14 protein-coding genes are annotated in these 19,334 nt (G+C 46.2%); 3 read left to right on the top strand and 11 right to left on the bottom strand.

The window, feature by feature from the left end; all coding sequences use genetic code 11:
- Window positions 1-91: 91 nt before the first annotated feature.
- The 3 genes from ACOMHB_RS00160 to ACOMHB_RS00150 form a co-directional block, all read right to left on the bottom strand.
- Window positions 92-1,519, bottom strand: coding sequence for a hypothetical protein (locus tag ACOMHB_RS00160; RefSeq protein ID WP_448215016.1), 1,428 nt, complete (start codon window positions 1,517-1,519; stop codon window positions 92-94).
- Between the two features lie 288 nt (window positions 1,520-1,807).
- Window positions 1,808-3,313 (bottom strand): hypothetical protein, encoded by a 1,506-nt coding sequence (locus ACOMHB_RS00155; protein ID WP_448215015.1) that lies wholly within the window; start codon window positions 3,311-3,313, stop codon window positions 1,808-1,810.
- A 248-nt stretch (window positions 3,314-3,561) separates the two neighbouring features.
- The gene (locus tag ACOMHB_RS00150) at window positions 3,562-5,211 is read right to left on the bottom strand and encodes an F-box/WD repeat-containing protein (protein ID WP_448215014.1); all 1,650 of its coding nucleotides are present in this window, start codon (window positions 5,209-5,211) and stop codon (window positions 3,562-3,564) included.
- Window positions 5,212-5,496: 285 nt separating this feature from the next.
- Here ACOMHB_RS00150 and ACOMHB_RS00145 point away from each other — a divergent pair, with 285 nt between their 5' ends.
- The gene (locus tag ACOMHB_RS00145) at window positions 5,497-6,030 is read left to right on the top strand and encodes a hypothetical protein (RefSeq protein ID WP_448215013.1); all 534 of its coding nucleotides are present in this window, start codon (window positions 5,497-5,499) and stop codon (window positions 6,028-6,030) included.
- Between the two features lie 33 nt (window positions 6,031-6,063).
- Here the strand turns inward: ACOMHB_RS00145 and ACOMHB_RS00140 are convergent, their stop codons facing one another.
- The 7 genes from ACOMHB_RS00140 to ACOMHB_RS00110 form a co-directional block, all read right to left on the bottom strand.
- On the bottom strand, window positions 6,064-7,713 hold the full coding sequence (locus ACOMHB_RS00140) for an F-box/WD repeat-containing protein (RefSeq protein WP_448215012.1): 1,650 nt from the start codon (window positions 7,711-7,713) through the stop codon (window positions 6,064-6,066).
- 162 nt (window positions 7,714-7,875) lie between these two features.
- Window positions 7,876-9,585, bottom strand: a complete 1,710-nt coding sequence (locus tag ACOMHB_RS00135) for an F-box/WD repeat-containing protein (protein WP_448215011.1) — start codon at window positions 9,583-9,585, stop codon at window positions 7,876-7,878.
- 174 nt (window positions 9,586-9,759) lie between these two features.
- A complete protein-coding gene (locus tag ACOMHB_RS00130; protein ID WP_448215010.1) occupies window positions 9,760-11,331 on the bottom strand; it encodes an F-box/WD repeat-containing protein in 1,572 nt (523 codons plus the stop codon).
- 173 nt (window positions 11,332-11,504) lie between these two features.
- Window positions 11,505-12,902: a WD40 repeat domain-containing protein gene (locus ACOMHB_RS00125; protein ID WP_448215009.1), complete on the bottom strand. Its 1,398-nt coding sequence runs from the start codon at window positions 12,900-12,902 to the stop codon at window positions 11,505-11,507.
- A gap of 70 nt (window positions 12,903-12,972) precedes the next feature.
- Window positions 12,973-14,537, bottom strand: a protein-coding gene (locus ACOMHB_RS00120) for an IS3 family transposase (protein WP_448215008.1) whose coding sequence is annotated in 2 segments (ribosomal slippage) — window positions 12,973-14,084 and window positions 14,084-14,537 — 1,566 coding nt in all. Because the reading frame shifts where the segments join, the coding sequence is not laid out codon by codon here.
- A gap of 37 nt (window positions 14,538-14,574) precedes the next feature.
- Window positions 14,575-14,886, bottom strand: coding sequence for an F-box protein (locus tag ACOMHB_RS00115; protein WP_448215007.1), 312 nt, complete (start codon window positions 14,884-14,886; stop codon window positions 14,575-14,577).
- 176 nt (window positions 14,887-15,062) lie between these two features.
- On the bottom strand, window positions 15,063-16,766 hold the full coding sequence (locus tag ACOMHB_RS00110) for an F-box/WD repeat-containing protein (RefSeq protein WP_448215006.1): 1,704 nt from the start codon (window positions 16,764-16,766) through the stop codon (window positions 15,063-15,065).
- Window positions 16,767-17,096: 330 nt separating this feature from the next.
- On the opposite strand from ACOMHB_RS00110, the gene ACOMHB_RS00105 reads away from it, so the two are divergent.
- On the top strand, window positions 17,097-17,351 hold the full coding sequence (locus tag ACOMHB_RS00105) for a type II toxin-antitoxin system RelE family toxin (RefSeq protein ID WP_422135939.1): 255 nt from the start codon (window positions 17,097-17,099) through the stop codon (window positions 17,349-17,351).
- Entirely contained in the window at window positions 17,335-17,661 is a 327-nt protein-coding gene (locus tag ACOMHB_RS00100; protein WP_448215005.1) for a helix-turn-helix domain-containing protein, read from the top strand. Before ACOMHB_RS00105 ends, ACOMHB_RS00100 begins: the two co-directional genes overlap by 17 nt.
- Before the next feature lie 132 nt (window positions 17,662-17,793).
- On the opposite strand, the gene ACOMHB_RS00095 is transcribed toward ACOMHB_RS00100, so the two are convergent.
- Window positions 17,794-19,233: an F-box/WD repeat-containing protein gene (locus ACOMHB_RS00095; RefSeq protein WP_448215004.1), complete on the bottom strand. Its 1,440-nt coding sequence runs from the start codon at window positions 19,231-19,233 to the stop codon at window positions 17,794-17,796.
- Window positions 19,234-19,334: the final 101 nt, after the last annotated feature.

Genomic DNA, 19,334 nt, shown 5'->3' with positions numbered 1-19,334 from the left:
TTACTTTTCTCATAGACAGTCACTCCCTGCCTGCACTGAAATCCGCAGGTGCTTTCGCTGAGGTTGCTGAGGTGTTGGCGAGAGTGAACTGTCATTGCTGGAATCGTCGTCGTTTTTCAGCAAAGAAGGTTTTCCGCATAATCGCTTCTGCTTCTTCCCGGATAAATGATTCGGTTTGATTGTTCATTTTTAACCAATTCGTGAAGTCACGTTCGAACGCTTGCCATTGCGAGCCAAGCAGTTGTTGCAATGAGACTCTCTTTTCCGGGTTGTGCGTGAGAGAACCTGTGGTGTGATCACCTAAGTTAGCACTAGCCGTTTTCCAAGGTTCCATCAAAGGTTCATATTGCTCATTTCCCGGAATTGCACAAAATTTTTTCATTGCCTTCACCATTCCCTTAAATAGAGTCCATTTTTTATATTTATCAACGATTGGGATTTTTCCTTTGGCAAGAACATCGGAGAGGCTGATATCACCGGAACTCCAATTGATTACAGAACCTTGTTGTAAAAGATCAAAGTCACTATTTACTATTCGACCAGGGGTAATAATATGTACATTTTTTTCCTGCTGACCACCGGGATTTTGGAAAGTCATGATCACATCTTTTTTATCATCACTGTTGATTTTAAATACCTTAACAGACTTATAGGGAAAAAAGTCCGGCTTCTGTTCAGGGAAATACTCGCTGACGTGGCCCGGATTAAGCTGCCGAGAGCTGACTAACACCACATCTCTGTCGTTGTCTCCTTCCATCAGCACCACAACTCTTAGCGCATGAGCAAGAAAATATTCATTATGACAATAGACAAAATAAAATACGCTCTGGTCATTCCCATCACTGTTTTTGCTCAGTGGATTAGCGCAATACTTACGCAGTAAATCGTCCTTGAATACAGTGTCAGGGTATGTATTTTCCATCAGGTATAAACGCTGACAGCTAATGCCCATATCAATCTCTTCTATTCCATGACGGCCCGTATTACTGTATTCTCCGCTTTTGACTTCATATTCACTAACACCCAAAGTCTTTCTGGCAAATTCACCATGGCTGTTTGCCAACGGCGCTATCAAACCACTCGGGCCATGCAAGATAAAATCGGCCTCATGCAGCAATTGATAAACTTCCTCTTCCTGATGCATTGCGGCTAACTGCTGCTGTTCAGGTGGCCGGAATATTTGTCGACGGTGACCATCCAGAATGAAGGTTTTAACGTCGTCAAAAGTGGCAATGGATCTTAATCGATTCAGCTCATCAATGTCAGCGGCATGGTGTTCAAAGACAAATGAGCAAGTTGCTTCAGGAAAGAGTTTCCTGACATAACCTAACACCCTTACCCCGGATGCAATATCACCATACCCCCTCTTTGAAATGCTATTGCTCATGAACTGCCGGGTAGCAACCACAATTTTAATGGTTCTGTTCTTAAAGCTTGGACTACCTTTTGATTCAGGCTCATTTAAAAATCTTGTCAGGTCTTTGCTAAAAAGTTCAGAATTAAGCTCTGTAATATTCATGTTTTTCTTGGCTCCTAAATATTTGTATCTTCCTTATCAGGGCATAATAAAAAATGTATCCAAACCTTTTCAGAAACATCACTCTTTTAACTTGGGTTAATAATAAAAATAAATCCCTGACATAAATGACAGCTACAGTGACAATGCTTTAAGCGATTAAGAGGTTAACCCCGGGTTTTAAGTATCTAACCAGTTGGTTTCGCATATTCTGGACGGTCACTACAAGACAACCATTGGCACTGAAGCTGGTTGTATAGATCCTGTCTTTGTGAGTTTTCTCATAGACAGTCACTCCCTGCCTGCACTGAAACCCGCAGGTGCTTTCTCCAGCTGAGGTTGCTGAGTTGTTGGCGAGAGTGAACTGTCATTGCTGGAATTGTCATCGTTTTCAGCAAAGAGGGTTTTCCGGATAATCGCTTCTGCTTTTTCCCGGATAAATGATTCGGTTTGATTGTTCTTTTTTAACCAATCCGTGAAGTCACGTTCGAACGCTTGCCATTGCGAGCCAAGCAGTTGTTGCAACGAGACTCTGCTGGCCAGGCTTTTCGTGAGAGAACTTTTCCTGGGGTTATAAGCTAAGCTCGCACAAGCCGTTCTCCAAGGGCCCATCAAAGAACCATATTGCTCATTTCCCGGAATTGCACAAAACTTTTTCACTGCATTCAACATTCCCCAAAATAGATCCTCTTTTTTATAGGGTTCAACGATTGGGATTTTTCCTTTGGCAAGAACATCGGAGAGGCTGATATCACCGGAACTCCAATTGATTACAGAACCTTGTTGTAAAAGATCAAAGTCACTATTTACTATTCGACCAGGGGTAATAATGTGTATATTTTTTTCCTGCTCACCATCGGGATTTTGAAAAGTCATGATCACATCTTTTTTGTCATCACTGTTGATTTTAAATACCTTAACAGACTTATAGGGAAAAAAGTCCGGCCGCTGTTCAGAGAAATACTCGCTGACGTGGCCCGGATTAAGCTGCTGAGAGCTGACTAACACCACATCTCTGTCGTTGTTTGCTTCCATCAGCAGCAGAATTCTCAGCGCCTGAGCAAGAAAATATTTAGCATGACCATAGACAAAATAAAATACGCTCTGGTCATTCCCATCACTGCTTTTGCTCAGTGGATTAGCACAATACTTACGCAGTAAATCGTCCTTGAATACAGTGTCAGGGTATGTATTTTCCATCAGGTATAAACGCTGACAGCTAAAGCCCATATCAATCTCTTCTATTCCATGACGGCCTTTTTTACTATATTCTCCGCTTTTGAGTTCATATTCACTAACACCCACAGTTTTGCTGGCAAATTCACCATGGCTGTTTGCCAACGGCGATATCAAACCACTCGGGCCATGCAAGATAAAATCGGCCTCATGCAGCAATTGGTAAACTTCCTCTTCCTGATGCACTTTGGCTAACTGCTGCTGTTCAGGTGGCCGGTATATTTGTCGACGGCGACCATCCAGAATGAAGGTTTTAACGTCGTCAAAGGTGGCAATGGATCTTAATCGATTCAGCTCATCAATGTCAGCGGCATGGTGTTCAAAGACAAATGAGCAAGTTGCTTCAGGAAAGAGTTTCCTGACATAACCCAACTCCCTTACCCCAGATGCAATATCACCATACCCCCTCTCTAAAATGGTATCGCTCATGTACTGCCGGGTAGCAACCACAATTTTGATGGTTCTGTTCTTAAAGCTTGGGCTACCTTTTGATTCAGGCTCATTTAAAAACCTTGTCAGGTCTTTACTAAAAAGTTCTGAATTAAGCTCTGTAACATCCATGTTTTTTCTTGGCTCCTCAATATTTGTATTTTTCTTAGCAGGGCATAACAAAAAATGTATCCAAACCTTTTCAGAAACATCACTCTTTTAACTTGGATTAATAATAAAAATAAATCCCTGACATAAATGACAGCTACAGTGACAATGCTTTAGGCGATTAAGAGGTTACAGGCGTTGCCGAGTTCCAGATGAGAGGTTGAACGATTAAGTGATTGCTGCCAGCGGCACCGACGACGAACATTCGATCATCAAACGTCCTTCTGCAGTTCAGTGATTCTTGCCGAGTAATCACTGAAGGTCACCACATGCCGGCCATCGACACCGAAGGCGGCTGAGCCGAGACCGATAACACCCCTGTGGGAAATAATAGCTTTTTGAAGCCATGATCCATCGGCCCCAAGACCATAAATTTGCGCCGTTGCGTCCTTACTGGCGGTCACTACAAGACAACCATAGGTACTGAAGGTGGCTGAATAGATCCTGTCTTTGTGAGAAATGGTGGCTTTTTCTACCCATGATCCATCGGTCTCCAGACGATAGATTTTTGCCGTGTTGTTAGTAATGGTAGTTAACAAATGGCGACTATCGGCGCTGAAGATGGCTGAGTGGACCGGGCTCTCGTGAGGAATGATGGCTTTATTTACCCATGATCCGGCCAGCAGACCATAGATTTTCGTCGTTTTATCTTCACTGGCGGTCACCACCTGAGTGCCATCGGTGCTGAACTTGGCTGAATAGACACTGCCATCATGCTGAATCTCGTCTGTTTTTTTCCATGATCCATCGTCCTGCAGGCCATATATTTTTGCCTTGCCATCCCTGCTGGCAGTTACCACATAGCTGCCATCGGCGCTGAATTGGGCCGTCATCACCCAACCATTATGGTTAATGGTGCCTTTTTCGTTCCAGGAGTCATTGGCCTGCTTACCGTAGATTGTCACAGAGTATGTAGAGTAGATCATCAAATGACGGCCATCGATGCTGAAGCTGGCCAGACCGGCTTGAGTATTATGGTTAATAGTGGTCTTTGCTTGCCATGATCCATCGTTCTCCAGTCTATAGATTTTCAACTTTTTATCCAAACCGGAGGTCAACACATGATGGCCATCTGCACAGAAGGTGGCTGAGCAGACCCCATCTTCATGGGAAATTGTGAATTTTAGTTTCCATGATCCATCTTCCTCCATACCATAGATGACCGCGTTAACGCGACTGGCGGTTAGCAGATGGCGGCTATCGGGACTGAAGGTGGCTGATGTGACGTTATGGGAAATGTTGGCTTTAACTTTCCATGATCCATCGTTCTCACGGCTAGAGATTTTCAATATATTATCCAAACAGGCGGTCACCAGGTGGCGGCTATCGGGGCTTAAAGTGGCTTTGTGGATCCAGCTGGAATGGATGATTTCGGTTTTTGTCTCCAGGTTAAATTTTTCACATAGAGACATCAATTTACTATTGGTGAATAGGAACAGAGCAGGGAAATAAGCACTATCTCGTCGTTCTACAAGTGACTCGATAGTTTCATTATTCGCAAACGGCCTCAACCAATCACGGAGTTCTTGATTCGTTTTTGCCTTAAAGATGGTCTTCAGTTGATCTCTGTGTTGTGAAGGAAATCGACGATACCATGCTCTTTCCAGGGCTTTAGAGTTTTCAACAAAATCGCCAAGATATTTGCATACCCTTGCCAAACGGGCAATCTCGCGCAGGCCCAGATAGCGAATAATCACAGATTTTGGTTCGTCGGGCAAACAGAGGAATGGAGATTGATTTTGGTTATACAGAGTAACGTCTCTGCCTGCAGTGACACCCGTTGGCACTGCTTCCAGTCGAGGTCGCTTGGGTGTTGGCGAGACTGTACCGTCATCGCTGGAATTGTTGTTCAAAGGGTTCATATCGGGCGGGTTCCTCCAAAGCACGATTGGTATTATTTATTTCCGTTTGGAAAGCGCGTTCGAAATTAAATCGATCTCTTAGACTCGGTTTTATAATGGAAGTTCAAAACAATTAAGAGAAAGAAGAGCCCTGATTCGGGTAAAGAATGGAAAGAAATTTTTTCATTGAGAGCCAAGTGCAAAAATTGCCATTGTGCTCTCGATATAACCCAGAACTGAGGGCAGCGTAGCTTTCCCCGTCAAGTGAATTGTTAGGTGGCGTGGTTATTAGCGGGAGAGTAAGGCTTGGAGCATTTCTTTGATAGCAGCAATATCAGAACCTTGCTGGTCAAGGCGCTTATCTTGCTGGTCAAGGCGCTTATCTTGCTGGTCAAACCGTTTGCTGATTTCTTTGCTCTGCTGGTCAAGGCGCTTGTCTTGCTGGTCAAACCGTTCGCTAATTTCTTTGCTCTGCTGGTCAAGGCGCTTATCCTGCTGGTCAAGGCGCTTGTCTTGCTGGTCAAACCGTTCGCTGATTTCTTTGCTCTGCTGGTCAAGGCGCTTGTCTTGCTGGTCAAACCGTTCGCTGATTTCTTTGCTCTGCTGGTCAAGGCGCTTATCTTGCTGGTCAAGGCGCTTGTCTTGCTGGTCAAATCTCTGGTGCATCTCACCACGGGTTTGACCAAGGCCGTCAACTACGTCAGCCAGAGTGTTACGAATATGATCAATCTCTGTCGACTGAGGTTTGGGTTTCGCACTCATGGGTTACTCCTTGATAAAATGTCAAAGAGGAACAGCATAGCAAAGACTGGCACAAAGACACCTGACACTGTTTTTTAATCGGTTCTAAGCAAAAATACGCTTATTCGATCATCAATCCTTCTTGCGTAGTTCGGTGATTCTTACGCTGATATCTTTACTGACCGTCACCAGGTTTCGGCCATCGGTACTGAAGTTGGCTGAGGTGACTGCTTTCTTGTGCCTGATGATGGCTTTTTCCAACCATGATCCATCGGCCTGCAGGCCAAGGACTTTCGCTGTGTTATCATCACTGGTGGTCACCACATGAAGGCAATCGGCGCTGAATTTGGCTGAGTTGACCACCTTCTTATGGGTAATGCAGGCTGTTTCTTCCCATAATCCAGGGGCCTTTCGGGTGTATATTTTTGCGGTCTTATCATCACTGGCAGTCACCACATGGAGGCTATTGGCGCTGAATTCGGCTGAGCGAACGTTACAATCATGAGGAATCGTGGCTATTTCTTTCCACGATCCATCGGTTTGCAGGTCAAAGATTTTTGCCGTGTCATCTAAACTGACGGTTACCAGATGACAGCTATCGGCGCTGAAGTTGGCAGATGTGATTGTGCTCCTGTGTTGAAGGGGGGCTTTTTTTACCCATGATCCATCGTCCCCCCGACCATAAATTTTTAGAGCGTAATCAACGCAGATGATCGCCAGATGACGGTCATCGGGACTGAGTCTGGCTGAATAGACATAACTTTCATGAATAGTGTCCTCTAGTTCCCATAATCCATCGTCCCCCTGACTACGGATCCTCACCGTGTGATCAAAGCCGACGCTCATCATATGCTGACTATCAGCGCTGAAGGTGGCTGAAAGAATCATATGATTATGGAAAATGATGGCTTTTACCTCCCATGATCCATCGTCCCCCTGACCGTAGATTTTCGCTGTGTGATCATGACTGGCGGTTAGCAGATGGCGGCCATCTGGGCTGAAGGTGGCTGATGCAACCCAATTATCGTGGGTAAAGGTGGCTGTTGGTTCCCATGATCCATCGTCCTGCTGAACATAGATTCTTGCTGTATTATCGTGACTGGCAGTTACCAGATAGCGGCCGTCGGGGCTGAAGTTGGCTAAAACAGCCCTGTGATTATGGAAAAAGGTGGCTTTTGGTTCCCATGATCCATCGGTCTTCTGGCTGCAGATTTTCACTGTTTTATCTTCACTGACGGATGCCAGATGGCGATTATCGGGGCTGAAATTGACCGCTCTGACTTTTTTATCATGGGTCATTTCGATTTTTTCCACTAACTTGAACTTTTCACATTGAGACATCAGTTTACTGTTAATGAAAAGCAACTGAGCAGGAAAATAAGTACTCTTTTGTTGTTCTAAGAGTGACTCGACAGTGCCCATATCCGCAAACGCCTCCAACCAATGACGGAGCTGTTGCTCATCTTTTGTCCTGACGATGGTCTTTGGTTGATAATGGTAGGGCGAAGGAAACTTGCGAATCCACGCTCTTTCCAGAACTTTATCCTCTTCAACAAGTGTGCAAAGAAATTTGCATACCAGTTTTAAACGGGTAACCTCGCGAAAACCCAAATAGCGAATGATCATCGATTTTGTTTCGTAGGGTAAACAGAGCAATGGCGATTGATTTTGCTTGTATACACTAACTTCCCTGCCTGCACTGACAACCGTTGATGCTTCCTCAAGTTGAGGTTGTCCAGGTGTTGGCGAGTCAATACCCGAATTTCTATTAACAGGGCCCATGCCTGTCTCCTTCTAAGCTCCAGAGTTGGTATTTATCTTTGTATGAAAAAGACATTCAAAATGGATTCGACTCGGTTTCAGGATGAAAGTTCAAAATATTGGGGTCAGTGAAATCAGGAAAAAGCAGAGCTCTGATCCGGGAAAATTTTTCAAGGTCATGGATCAAAAGAGGAGACAACTAGCCTCAGGCAGTTGCTGGGTTGTGCTCATTCGATCATCATCGTCCTTCCGCAGCTCAGTGATTCTCGCACTGTAATCATTACTGACGGTCAGCACATGCCGGTCATCGGGACTGAAGTCGGCTGAGATGAATCCTTTCTCGTGTCGGATGGTGGCTTTTTCCAGCCATGCGCCGTCGTTCTGCAGACCAAAAACTTTCGCCGTACCATCCAAACTGGCGGTGACCACAAGACGACCATCGGCACTGAAGTTGGCTGAGAAGACTCTGTGCCTATGGGGAATGCTGGCTTCTTCCTGCCATGATCCGTCGGCCTGGAGACCACTGATTTTTGCCGTATTATCGTCACTGGTGGTCACCACATGGAGGCAATCGGCACTGAAGGTGGCTGAGACGACTCTATTAGTGTGGGAGATACAGGCTTTTTCCTGCCATGATGCGGAGGCCTTCTGGCTATAGATTTTTGCCTTGCCGTCCCAACTGGCGGTCACCACATGGCAGCTATCGGAGCTGAAGGTGGCTGTGATGATCAAATTATCATGATAAATTGAGGCTGCTTTTTTCCATGATCCATCGGCCTGCAGGTCATAGATATTTGCCGTGCGACCTAAACTGTAGGCTAACAGGTGGCAGCTATCGGCGCTGAAATTGGCGATTTCTGCGATGCCTTGAAGGGTGGCTTTTTCTACCCATGATCCATCGGCCCCCTTGCCATAGATTGTAACAACGTAATTTATATCGAAGATCGCCAGAAGACTCTCATCGACACTGAACCTGACCGAATGGATCAGACTGGAATGATAAACAGTCTCTTCTAATTCCCACGATCCGATGTCCCCCTGACCAAAGAATTTCACCGTGTGATCTGGACCGACAGTCAGCAAACGGCGGCCATCAGCATTGAAGGTGACTGAATTGACATTGAGAACATGAGGAATGGAGGCTTTTGCTTCCCAGGATCCATTGTCTGCCTGACCGTAGATATTGAATGTATGACGGTAACCGTAGGCTATCACGGCTAACACATGACGGCCATCAGAGCTAAAGCTGGCCGACATGACTGCATCGTTATGGGTAATAGTGTTTTTTTCTTCCCAGGTTCCACCATTCTCCTGGCCATAGATTTTCAACTTATGATCCACACTGGCGGTCAACACATGGCGGCTGTCGGCGCTGAAGGTGGCTGTGCTGATACGGTTAGAATGGTTGATTTCGGTTTTTTCCACCAGACTGAATGTTTTACATTGAGACATCAGTTTACTGTTGGTGAAAAGGAGTTGAGCAGGAAAGTAAGTACTTTCTCGTTGTTTTAAAAGTGACTCGACAGTGTCCTCATCCGCAAACGGCGCCAGCCAGTCACGAAGTTGTTGCTCATCTTTTCTCGTTATCATGGCCTTTAGTTGATATTGATGTTGTGAAGGAAATCGGCGAAACCAGGCTTTTTCCAGAGCTTTATCGTTTTCAACAAGATCGCGAAGATGCCTGCATACCTTGGCTAAACGGGTAATCTCGCGAAAACCCAAATAGCGAATAATCATTGACTTTGTTTCATAGGGTAAACAGAGCAATGGCGATTGATTTTGGATGTATACACTGACCTCCCTGCCTGCACTGACAACCGTTGATGCTTCCTCAAGTTGAGGTTGTCCAGGTGTTGGCGAGTCAATGCCCGAATTGCTGTTAACAGGGCCCATGCCTGGCTCCTTCAAAACTCCAAAGTTAGTATTTATCCTTTTTGTATGAAAAAGACATTCAAAATGGATTCAACAGGTTGGACCTGGTTTTAGTATGAAAGTTCACACTATTGGGGTCAGTGAAACCAGGAAAAAGCAGAGCCCTGATCCGGGAAAATTTTTCAAGGACATGGATCAAAAGAGCAGACAACCAACCTGAGGCGGGCGTCGGGTTACACTCATTCGATCATCATCGTCCTTCCACAGCTCAGTGATTCTCGCAATGTAATTATCACTGATGGTCACCACATATCGGTCATCGGGACTGAAGTCGGCTGAGAGGACTCCTTTCTTGTGTCGGATGGTAGCTTTTTCCAGCCATGCGCCATCGGTCTGCAGACCAAAAACTTTCGCCTTACCATCCGCACTGGCGGTGACCACAAGACGACCATCGGCACTGAAGGTGGCTGAGAGGATGCTGTTCTTATGGCTAATGTTGGCTTCTTCTTGCCATGATCCATTGGCCTGCAGGCCATTGATTTTTGCCGTGTTATCATTACTGGCGATCACTACATGGAGGCAATCGGCACTAAAGTTGGCTGAGGTGAGCCATCTGGCGTGGGATATACAGGCTGTTTCCTGCCATGATGCAGAGGTCTTCTGGCTATAGATTTTTGTACTGCCATCCCAACTGGTGGTCACCACATGGCAGTTATCGGCGCTGATATCGGCAATTGCGATCTGGATGCCTTGAAGGGTGGCTTTTTCCACCCATGATCCACTGGCCACCTTGCCGTAGATTGTAACAACGGCATTTATATCGTGGATTGCCAGAAGACTCTCATCGACACTGAACCTGGCCGAATTGACCGGACTGGTATGGTAAATAGTATCCTCTAATTCCCATGATCCATTGTCCCCCTGACCAAAGAATTTTACCGTGTGATCTGGACCGACAGTCATCAAACGGCAGCCATCAGCAATGAAGGTGACTGACTTGACATTATTAACATTAGGAATGGTGGCTTTTGCTTCCCAGGATCCATTGTCCGCCTGACTGTAGATAGTGACTTTCTTATCATAACCGGTGGCTAACACATGAAGGCCATCAGAGCTAAAGCTGGCCGACTTGACTGCACCACTATGGGTAATAGTGTTTTTTTCTTCCCAGGTTCCGCCATTCTCCTGGCCATAGATTTTCAACTTATGATCCACACTGGCGGTCACCACATGGCGGCTGTCGGCGCTGAAGGTGGCTGTGCTGATACGGTTAAAATGGTTGATTTCGGTTTTTTCCACCAGGCTGAATGTTTTACATTGAGACATCAGTTTACTGTTGGTGAAAAGGAGTTGAGCAGGGAAGTAAGTACTTTCTCGTTGTTTTAAAAGTGACTCGACAGTGTCCTCATCCGCAAACGGCGCCAGCCAGTCACGGAGTTGTTGCTCATCTTTTTTCGTTATCATGGCCTTAAGTTGATATTGGTGTCGTGAAGGAAACCGGCGAAACCAAGCTCTTTCCAGAGCTTTATCGTTTTCAACAAGATCGCGAAGATGCCTGCATACCTTGGCTAAACGGGTAATCTCGCGAAAGCCCAAATAGCGAATAATCATCGATTTTGTTTCATAGGGTAAACAGAGCAATGGCGATTGATTTTGGATGTATACACTGACCTCCCTGCCTGCACTGACAACCGTTGATGCTTCCTCAAGTTGAGGTTGTACAGGTGTTGGCGAGTCAATGCCCGAATTGCTGTTAACAGGGCTCATGCCTGACTCCTTCAAAACTCCAAAGTTAGTATTTATCCTTTTGTATGAAAAAGGCATTCAAAATGGATTCAACAGGTTGGACTCGGCTATAGAATGAAAGTTCACAATATTGAGGTCAGTGAAACCAGGAAAAAACAGAACCCTTATCCGGGAAAGTTTTTCAAGGTCATGGGTCAAAAGAGGAGACAACCAGCCTCAGGCAGGTGCTGGATTGCGCTCATTCGATCATCATCGTCCTCCCTCAGCTCAGTGATTCTCGCACTGTGATCATAACTGATGGTCACCACATGTCGGTCATCGGGACTGAAGTTGGCTGAGATGACTCCTTTATCGTGTCGGACGGTGGCTTTTTCCAGCCATAACCCATCGGTCTGCAGACCAAAAACTTTCGCCGTACCATCCCAACTGGGGGTAACCACAAGACGACCATCGGCACTGAAGGTGGCTGGGGGTACCCTGTTCTTATGGCTAATGTTGGCTTCTTCTCGCCATGATCCATTGGCCTGCAGGCCATAGATTTTTGCCGTGTTATCATTACTGGTGGTCACCACATGGAGGCAATCGGCACTGAAGTTGGCTGAGGTGAGCTCGTCATTGTGGGTAATACAGGCTTTTTCTTGCCATGATGAATCAGCCCTCTTGCTATAGATTTTCGCCTGATGATCCTTACTGGCAGTGACCACATGGCAGCTATCGGCGCTGAAGGTGGCTGTGTTAACTATAAAATTATGAGAAATCGTGTCTGCTTCTTTCCATGATCCGTCGGCCTGCAGGTTAAAAATATTTACCTTGAAACCTGCTCTGGTTAACAGGTGGCAGTTATTGGCGCTGATATCGAGAATTGCATACTGGGTGCGTTGAATGGTGGCTTTTTCCACCCATGATCCAGCGGCCCGCTTGCCATAGATTGTAACAACGGAATTTATATCGCGGATCGCCAGAAGACTCTCATCGACACTGAGCCTGGCCGATTCGATCGGACTGGTATGGCAAATGGTTTCCTCTAATTCCCATGATCCATTGTCTCCCTGAGCAAAGATTTTCACCGTGTGATCTCGACCGACAATCACCAAACGGCAGCCATCAGCAGTGAAGGTGGCTGATCTGACATTAATAACATCTGGAGTGGTGGCTTTTGCTTGCCAGGATCCATTGTCCGCCTGACTGTAGATAGTGAATGCCCTTTCATAACCGGCGGCTAACACATGAAAGCCATCAGAGCTAAAGCTGGCCGACCTGACTGCACCGCTGTGGGTAATAGTGTTTTTTTCTTCCCAGGTTCCACCATTCTCCTGGCCATAGATTTTCAACTTATGATCCCAACTGGCGGTCACTACACGGCGGCTGTCGGCGCTGAAGGTGGCTGTGTTGATAAAGTTAGCATGGGGAATTTTAGCTTTTTCTACCAGCCTGAATTTTTTACATTGAGACATCAGTTTACTGTTGGTGAAAAGGAGCTGAGCAGGAAAGTAAGTACTTTCTCGTTGTTTTAAAAGTGACTCGACAGTGTCCTCATCCGCAAACGGCGCCAGCCAGTCACGAAGTTGTTGCTCATCTTTTCTCGTTATCATGGCCTTTAGTTGATATTGGTGTTGTGAAGGAAACGGAGTTTTTCAAGATAGTTGTCCCGAAAACTGAATTTTAGGCTGCCTTTTTCTCGTTAATTCTTGCTTCAGACAACCGCTCAGGATTCAGTGCAACCGCACCTACAGGCTCCCAGTTTCTGATAACTCCTGACCAGCGCGTTGGATTAGCTTCTCGCGCTTTGGTATACACCTGTTTCCGGTGATTCAGGATTTCCTGATCTCTTTTCTCATGCCGTTGCGCAGGTGTCACAAAGCGGATTGAGCTATGGCGGTGTTCATTGTTATAAAAGCGCTCAAACTTCAGCATCCACTGTCGACTGTGTTCTAACGTCAGAAAACCTTGAGATGGCCACTGAGGACAGTACTTCACCGTTTTAAAGATCGATTCTGCAAATGCGTTATCGTTACTCACCCTTGGGCGACTATGAGAGGGAATAATGCCCAATTCCTCAAGCTTGGCCTTAAAGGTACTCGACGTCATTGGAGCCCCATTGTCTGAGTGCAGTACAAGCGGTGTTTTAGTGCATTTTTCAGCCACCATTGTCCGGTTAATCAGTTCACTGGCTAACTCACCAGACTCACGGCTATGAATCTCCCAACCAACAATCTTACGACTGTAAACGTCCAGTATCAGGTAGAGGTACCAGAACTGGCCGCGTACCCTGGAAGGTATGTAACTGATGTCCCAACACCAGACCTGGTTAGGGCCAGTAGCAACATAGGTTGTCGGCTTGTTGCTTTTCGATCGCTTTCTTGAACGACCGCGGTGGTGCAACTGACCATACTTTTTCAACACACGGTAAAAGCTAGATTCAGAAGCAACGTATACTCCCTTGTCTGCAAGGGCTGGCACGATCTGCGATGGTGGCAGGCTCGCATACTCATCTTCATTACTGATAGTCAGAATACGTTGCTCCTCTTCCTCAGTCAGTTTGTTAGAGGGTACCGGGCGCAAGGCATCCGGGCGTTTGTCCGTTAACACTGCACCATTGTCATCGCGCCAGCGATTCAGTGTTTTCAGGGATATTTCCAATTGTTCAGCAGCCTTCCAGCGAGAAGCGCCGTTTGCTATAGCCTCATCAAACCATGTCAGCAGTTGGCGGCGCTTATCGACAGGTGTCAGTTGTCCTCGCTGTCTATCCCGTAGAAGGCATCGAGCTTTTTTGATAGCACCAGCAGGGCTGCAGCTTCTGCCAACGCCTTGTCTTTACGGCGAAGCTCTTTTTCAAGGCTCTGATTGCGCTTACGCTCTTGTTTTAATTGCTTGCTTTCCTGGTCTGCACGCTGAGAAGCCTGAACAGCACCTGAAATACAAGCGTGCTTCCACTCCTTGACTTGTTGAGGATAAAGCCCTTTTTTACGGCAGTATTCACTTAACTCTGTTTCTGACAAAGCAGCGGTTTCGACGACCACGGCAAACTTGCTTTCAGCAGACCATTGTTCTGATTTTTGTTCGTTCCCTGGCACAGGTAATCCTTTGTCCCGTAGTTTTTTACGCCAATTATACAGGGTTTGTTCGCTGATACCTTCCTCTCTGGCAACATCCGGCACAGAGCGATTGTGTGGTGGTAACAGTTTTTTCAAAACAGCTGATTTACGTTCCTCTGAAAAACGAGGCATATTCAACGTCCATCGCCCACTGTCTAGCTTTTATTGGTTAATCAGTGAGCGGGACAACTATCCTGACACAGCGGGGAAATCGGCGAAACCAGGCTCTTTCCAGAGCTTTATCGTTTTCAACAAGATCGCGAAGATGCCTGCATACCTTGGCTAAACGGGTAATCTCGCGAAAACCCAAATAGCGAATAATCATTGACTTTGTTTCGTGGGGTAAACAGAGGAATGGCGATTGATTTTGGTGGTATACACTGACCTCCCTGCCTGCACTGACAACCGTTGATGCTTCCTCAAGTTGAGGTTGTACAGGTGTTGGCGAGTCAATGCCCGAATTGCTGTTAACAGGGCTCATGCCTGGCTCCTTCAAAACGCCAAAGTGAGTATTTATCCTTTTTGTATTAAAAAGACATTCAAAATGGATTCAACAGGTTGGACTCGGTTTCAGGATGAAAGTTCACAATATTGAGGTCAGTGAAGCCAGGAAAAAACAGAGCCCTGGTCCGGGAAATTTTTTTTCAAGGTCATAGATCAAAAGAGGATGCATTCAGCCTGAGACAGGAGGTGGGTTACGCACATTCGATCATCATCGGCCTTCGATAGTTCAGTGATTCTCGCACTTGGATCAAAACTGACGGTCACCACATGTCGGTCATCGGGACTGAAGTTGGCTGAGATGACTCCTTTATCGTGTCGGATGATGGCTTTTTTCAGCCATGACCCATCGGTCTGCAGACCAAAAACTTTCGCCGTACCATCCCTACTGGCGGTTACCATATGACAACCATCGGCACTGAGGGTGGCTGAGTGGACGCTGTTCTTATGGCTAATGCAGGCTTTTTCTTGCCATGATCCATCGGCCTGAAGACTACTGATTTTTGCCGTGTTATCTCTACTGGTGGTCACCACATGAAGGCAATCGGCAGTGAAGGTGGCTGAGGTGATCTCGTTATTGTGGGTGATGCAGCCTTTTTCCTGCCATGATGAATCAGCCCTCTGGCTGTGGATTTTCGCCTTGTGATCCCAACCGGTGGTCACCACATGGCAGCTATCGGCGCTGAAGGTGGCCAAGTTGATTATATCATCATGGGAAATCGTGGCTGCTTTTTTCCATGATCCATCGGCCTGCAGGTTAAAGATAATTGCCTTGTGATTTATATCTTTGGTTAACAGGTGGCAGCTATCGGCGCTGATATTGACAATTACGATCGGGTTTTCTTCAATGGTGGCTTTTTCCACCCATGATCCAGAGGCCTCCTTGCCGTAGATTGAAACAACGAATTCTGTATCCTGGATCACCAGAAGACTCTCATTGGCGCTGAGCCTGGCCGATTCGATTGGACTGGTATGGCAAATGGTTTCCTCTAATTCCCATGATCCATTGTCTCCCTGAGCAAAGATTTTCACCGTGTGATCTCGACCGACAATCACCAAACGGCAGCCATCAGCAGTGAAGGTGGCTGATCTGACATTAATAACATCTGGAATGGTGGCTTTTGCTTGCCAGGATCCATTGTCCGCCTGACTGTAGATAGTGAATGCCCTTTCATAACCGGCGGCTAACACATGACGGCCATCAGAGCTAAAGCAGGCCGACCTGACAGGACCATTATGGGTAATAGTGTTTTTTTCTTCCCAGGTTCCATCATTCTCCTGGCCATAGATTTTCAACTCATGATCCCAACTGGCGGTCACCACACGGCGGCTGTCGGCGCTGAAGGTGGCTGTCCTGATATAGTCAGCATGGGGAATTTCGGTTTTTTCTACCAGCTTGAATTTTTTACATTGAGACATCAGTTTACTGTTGGTGAAAAGGAGCTGAGCAGGAAAGTAAGTACTTTCTCGTTGTTTTAAAAGTGACTCGACAGTGTCCTCATCCGCAAACGGCGCCAGCCAGTCACGAAGTTGTTGCTCATCTTTTCTCGTTATCATGGCCTTAAGTTGATATTGGTGTCGTGGAGGAAACCGCCGAAACCAGGCTCTTTCCAGAGCTTTATCGTTTTCAACAAGATCGCGAAGATGCCTGCATACCTTTGCTAAACGGGTAATCTCGCGAAAACCCAAATAGCGAATAATCATCGATTTTGTTTCGAAGGGTAAACAGAGCAATGGCGATTGATTTTGCATGTATACACTAACCTCCCTGCCTGCACTGAAAACCGTTGATGCTTCCTCAAGTTGAGGTTGTCCATGAGTTGGCGAGTCAATACCCGAATTGCTGTTAACAGGGCTCATGCCTGGCTCCTTCAAAACTCCAAAGTTGGTATTTATCTTTGTATGAAAAAGACATTCAAAATGGATTCGACTCGGTTTTATGCTGAAAGTTCACAATATTGAGGTCAGTGAAACCAGCAAAAAGAGAGCCCTGATCCGTGAAAATTTTTTAAGGTCGTGGGTCAAAAGCAAAAGAGGAGACAACCAGCCTCAGGCAGGTGTTAATCACCTGATGGTACCAGCGTTTGCATGTTCGCTTAGTTCAGGCATAAAAAAACCGCCATTCCGTGGGGCAGAAAAAATGGTGGTTGTTAGACTGTAATTTTAATAAATTAACTTATAATATAAGTCATGAATACTATAAGCTGGTCCAACAAAGCCCGTAAGCAACTTCTTAAACTGCCTAATAAAGAAGCCAAAAAAATACATGAAGAAGTGTTAGCTCTTGAGTGCTTTCCGGCTTGTCAGAACATAAAGAAACTGACGAACCATGAGTACGAATATCGTTTACGAGTGGGACCTTTCAGAGTCTTTTTCAACTTCGACGGTGCTGTTCGTATCGTCACCATAGAAGAGGTTAAACGTAGAAATGAACATACCTACTGACGTCCAGATCATTACTCATTCCGGTAAACCGGCTTTTGCAGTCGTTCCTTATGACCAATGGCTGCAGCTCACTGGTCAGGCCACTGAAGCCTATTTCCCCCATGAAGTGGTGGGGTTCCAGCTACAGGGTTTGAGCCTGATTACTGCATGGCGCAAGTATAAAAAACTGACCCAGACACAACTGGCTGACCGGCTCGGTATCAGCCAGTCGGCTATGGCCCAAATTGAGAACACGGAATCGCCAACCGAACGAACCCTGTCCCGTGTGGCGCAAGCTCTGGGTATCACTGTTAAGCAGCTGGAAGACTGAATGCACGAAAAGGACATTCAAAATGGATTCAACAGGTTGGACTCGGTTTTATGCTGAAAGTTCACAATATTGAGATCAGTGAAACCAGGAAAAACAGAGCCCTGATCCGGGAAAATTTTTCAAGGTCATGGGTCAAAAGAGGAGACAGCTAACCTCAGGCAGGCGTTGGGTCAGGCTCATTCGATCATCATCGTCCTTCCGCAGCTCAGTGATTATCGCAGTGTGATCAACACCGAGGGTCATCACATATCGGTCATCGGGACTGAAGTCGGCTGAGTTGACTGCTTCCTTGTGTCGGATGGTGGCCTTTTCCAGCCATGCCCCATCGGTCTGCAGACCAAAAACTTTTGCCGTACCATCTGCACTGGCGGTCACCACAAGACGACCATCGGCACTGAAGGTGGCTGAGAGGATTCTGTTCTTATGGGTAATGCTGGCTTGTTTTCGCCATGATCCATCGGCCTGCAGGTTAAAGATATTTGCCTTGTAACCGGAATCTTTGGTTAACAGATGACAGTTATCGGCGCTGATATCGGCAATTGCGATATGGGTGCCTTGAAGGGTGGCTTTCTCCACCCATTTTCCAGCGGCCCCCCTACCATAGATTGTAATAACGAAATGTGTATCGTGGATCGCCAGAAGACTCTCATCGACGCTGAACATGGCCGATTCGATCGGAGTGGTATGGTAAATGGTGTCCTCTAATTCCCATGATCCATTGTCTCCCTGGCCAAAGATTTTCACCGTGTGATCTGTGCCGGCGGTCACTAAACGAAGCCCATCAGCAGTGAATGTGACTGAACTGATATTACGAACATTGGGAATGGTGGCTTTTGCTTCCCAGGATCCATTGTCTGCCTGACTGTAGATAGTGACTGTGTTTTCATAACCGGTGGCTGACACATGACGGCCATCAGAGCTAAAGCTGGCCGACATGACTGCACCATTATGGCTAATAGTGTTTTTTTCTTCCCAGGTTCCACCATTCTCCTGGCCATAGATTTTCAAATTATTATCCCAACTGGTGGTCACTACACGGCGGCTGTCGGCGCTGAAGGTGGCTGTGTTGATAACTTCAGAATGGGGAATTCTGGCTTTTTCTGCCAGCTTGAATTTTTTACATTGAGACGTCAGTTTACTGTTGGTGAAAAGGAGCTGAGCAGGAAAGTAAGTACTTTCTCGTTGTTTTAAAAGTGACTCGACAGTGTCTTTATCCGCAAACGGCGCCAACCAGTCACGGAGTTGTTGCTCATCTTTTTTCGTTATCATGGCCTTTAGTTGATATTGGTGTTGTGAAGGAAACCGCCGAAACCAGGCTCTTTCCAGAGCTTTATCGTTTTCAACAAGATCGCGAAGATGTCTGCATACCTTTGCTAAACGGGTAATCTCGCGAAAACCCAAATAGCGAATAATCATCGACTTTGTTTCGTGGGGTAAACAGAGGAATGGCGATTGATTTTGGTTGTATATACTAACCTCCCTGCCTGCACTGAAAGCTGTTGATGCTTCCTCAAGTTGAGGTTGTCCATGTGTTGGCGAGTCAATACCCGAATTGCTGTTAACAGGGCTCATGCCTTACTCCTTCAAAACGCCAAAGGTGGTATTTATCCTTGTATGAAAAAGACATTCAAAATGCATTTGACTCGGTTTTATGCTGAAAGTTCACAATATTG

Source organism: Endozoicomonas sp. 2B-B (genome assembly GCF_053470045.1).
The sequence above is the reverse complement of the archived record's forward strand: the minus strand, read 5'-3'. Positions and strand labels throughout refer to the sequence as shown.

Bases quoted from the DNA above. Each gene is read 5' to 3' on its own strand.
- ACOMHB_RS00125 (WP_448215009.1), bottom strand. From the start codon at position 12,902: ATGATAACGAGAAAAGATGAGCAACAACTTCGTGACTGGCTGGCGCCG.
- ACOMHB_RS00140 (WP_448215012.1), bottom strand. From the start codon at position 7,713: ATGGGCCCTGTTAATAGAAATTCGGGTATTGACTCGCCAACACCTGGA.
- ACOMHB_RS00160 (WP_448215016.1), bottom strand. From the start codon at position 1,519: ATGAATATTACAGAGCTTAATTCTGAACTTTTTAGCAAAGACCTGACA.
- ACOMHB_RS00155 (WP_448215015.1), bottom strand. From the start codon at position 3,313: ATGGATGTTACAGAGCTTAATTCAGAACTTTTTAGTAAAGACCTGACA.
- ACOMHB_RS00110 (WP_448215006.1), bottom strand. From the start codon at position 16,766: ATGAGCCCTGTTAACAGCAATTCGGGTATTGACTCGCCAACTCATGGA.
- ACOMHB_RS00150 (WP_448215014.1), bottom strand. From the start codon at position 5,211: ATGAACCCTTTGAACAACAATTCCAGCGATGACGGTACAGTCTCGCCA.
- ACOMHB_RS00100 (WP_448215005.1), top strand. From the start codon at position 17,335: ATGAACATACCTACTGACGTCCAGATCATTACTCATTCCGGTAAACCG.
- ACOMHB_RS00095 (WP_448215004.1), bottom strand. From the start codon at position 19,233: ATGAGCCCTGTTAACAGCAATTCGGGTATTGACTCGCCAACACATGGA.
- ACOMHB_RS00135 (WP_448215011.1), bottom strand. From the start codon at position 9,585: ATGGGCCCTGTTAACAGCAATTCGGGCATTGACTCGCCAACACCTGGA.
- ACOMHB_RS00115 (WP_448215007.1), bottom strand. From the start codon at position 14,886: ATGAGCCCTGTTAACAGCAATTCGGGCATTGACTCGCCAACACCTGTA.
- ACOMHB_RS00105 (WP_422135939.1), top strand. From the start codon at position 17,097: ATGAATACTATAAGCTGGTCCAACAAAGCCCGTAAGCAACTTCTTAAA.
- ACOMHB_RS00130 (WP_448215010.1), bottom strand. From the start codon at position 11,331: ATGAGCCCTGTTAACAGCAATTCGGGCATTGACTCGCCAACACCTGTA.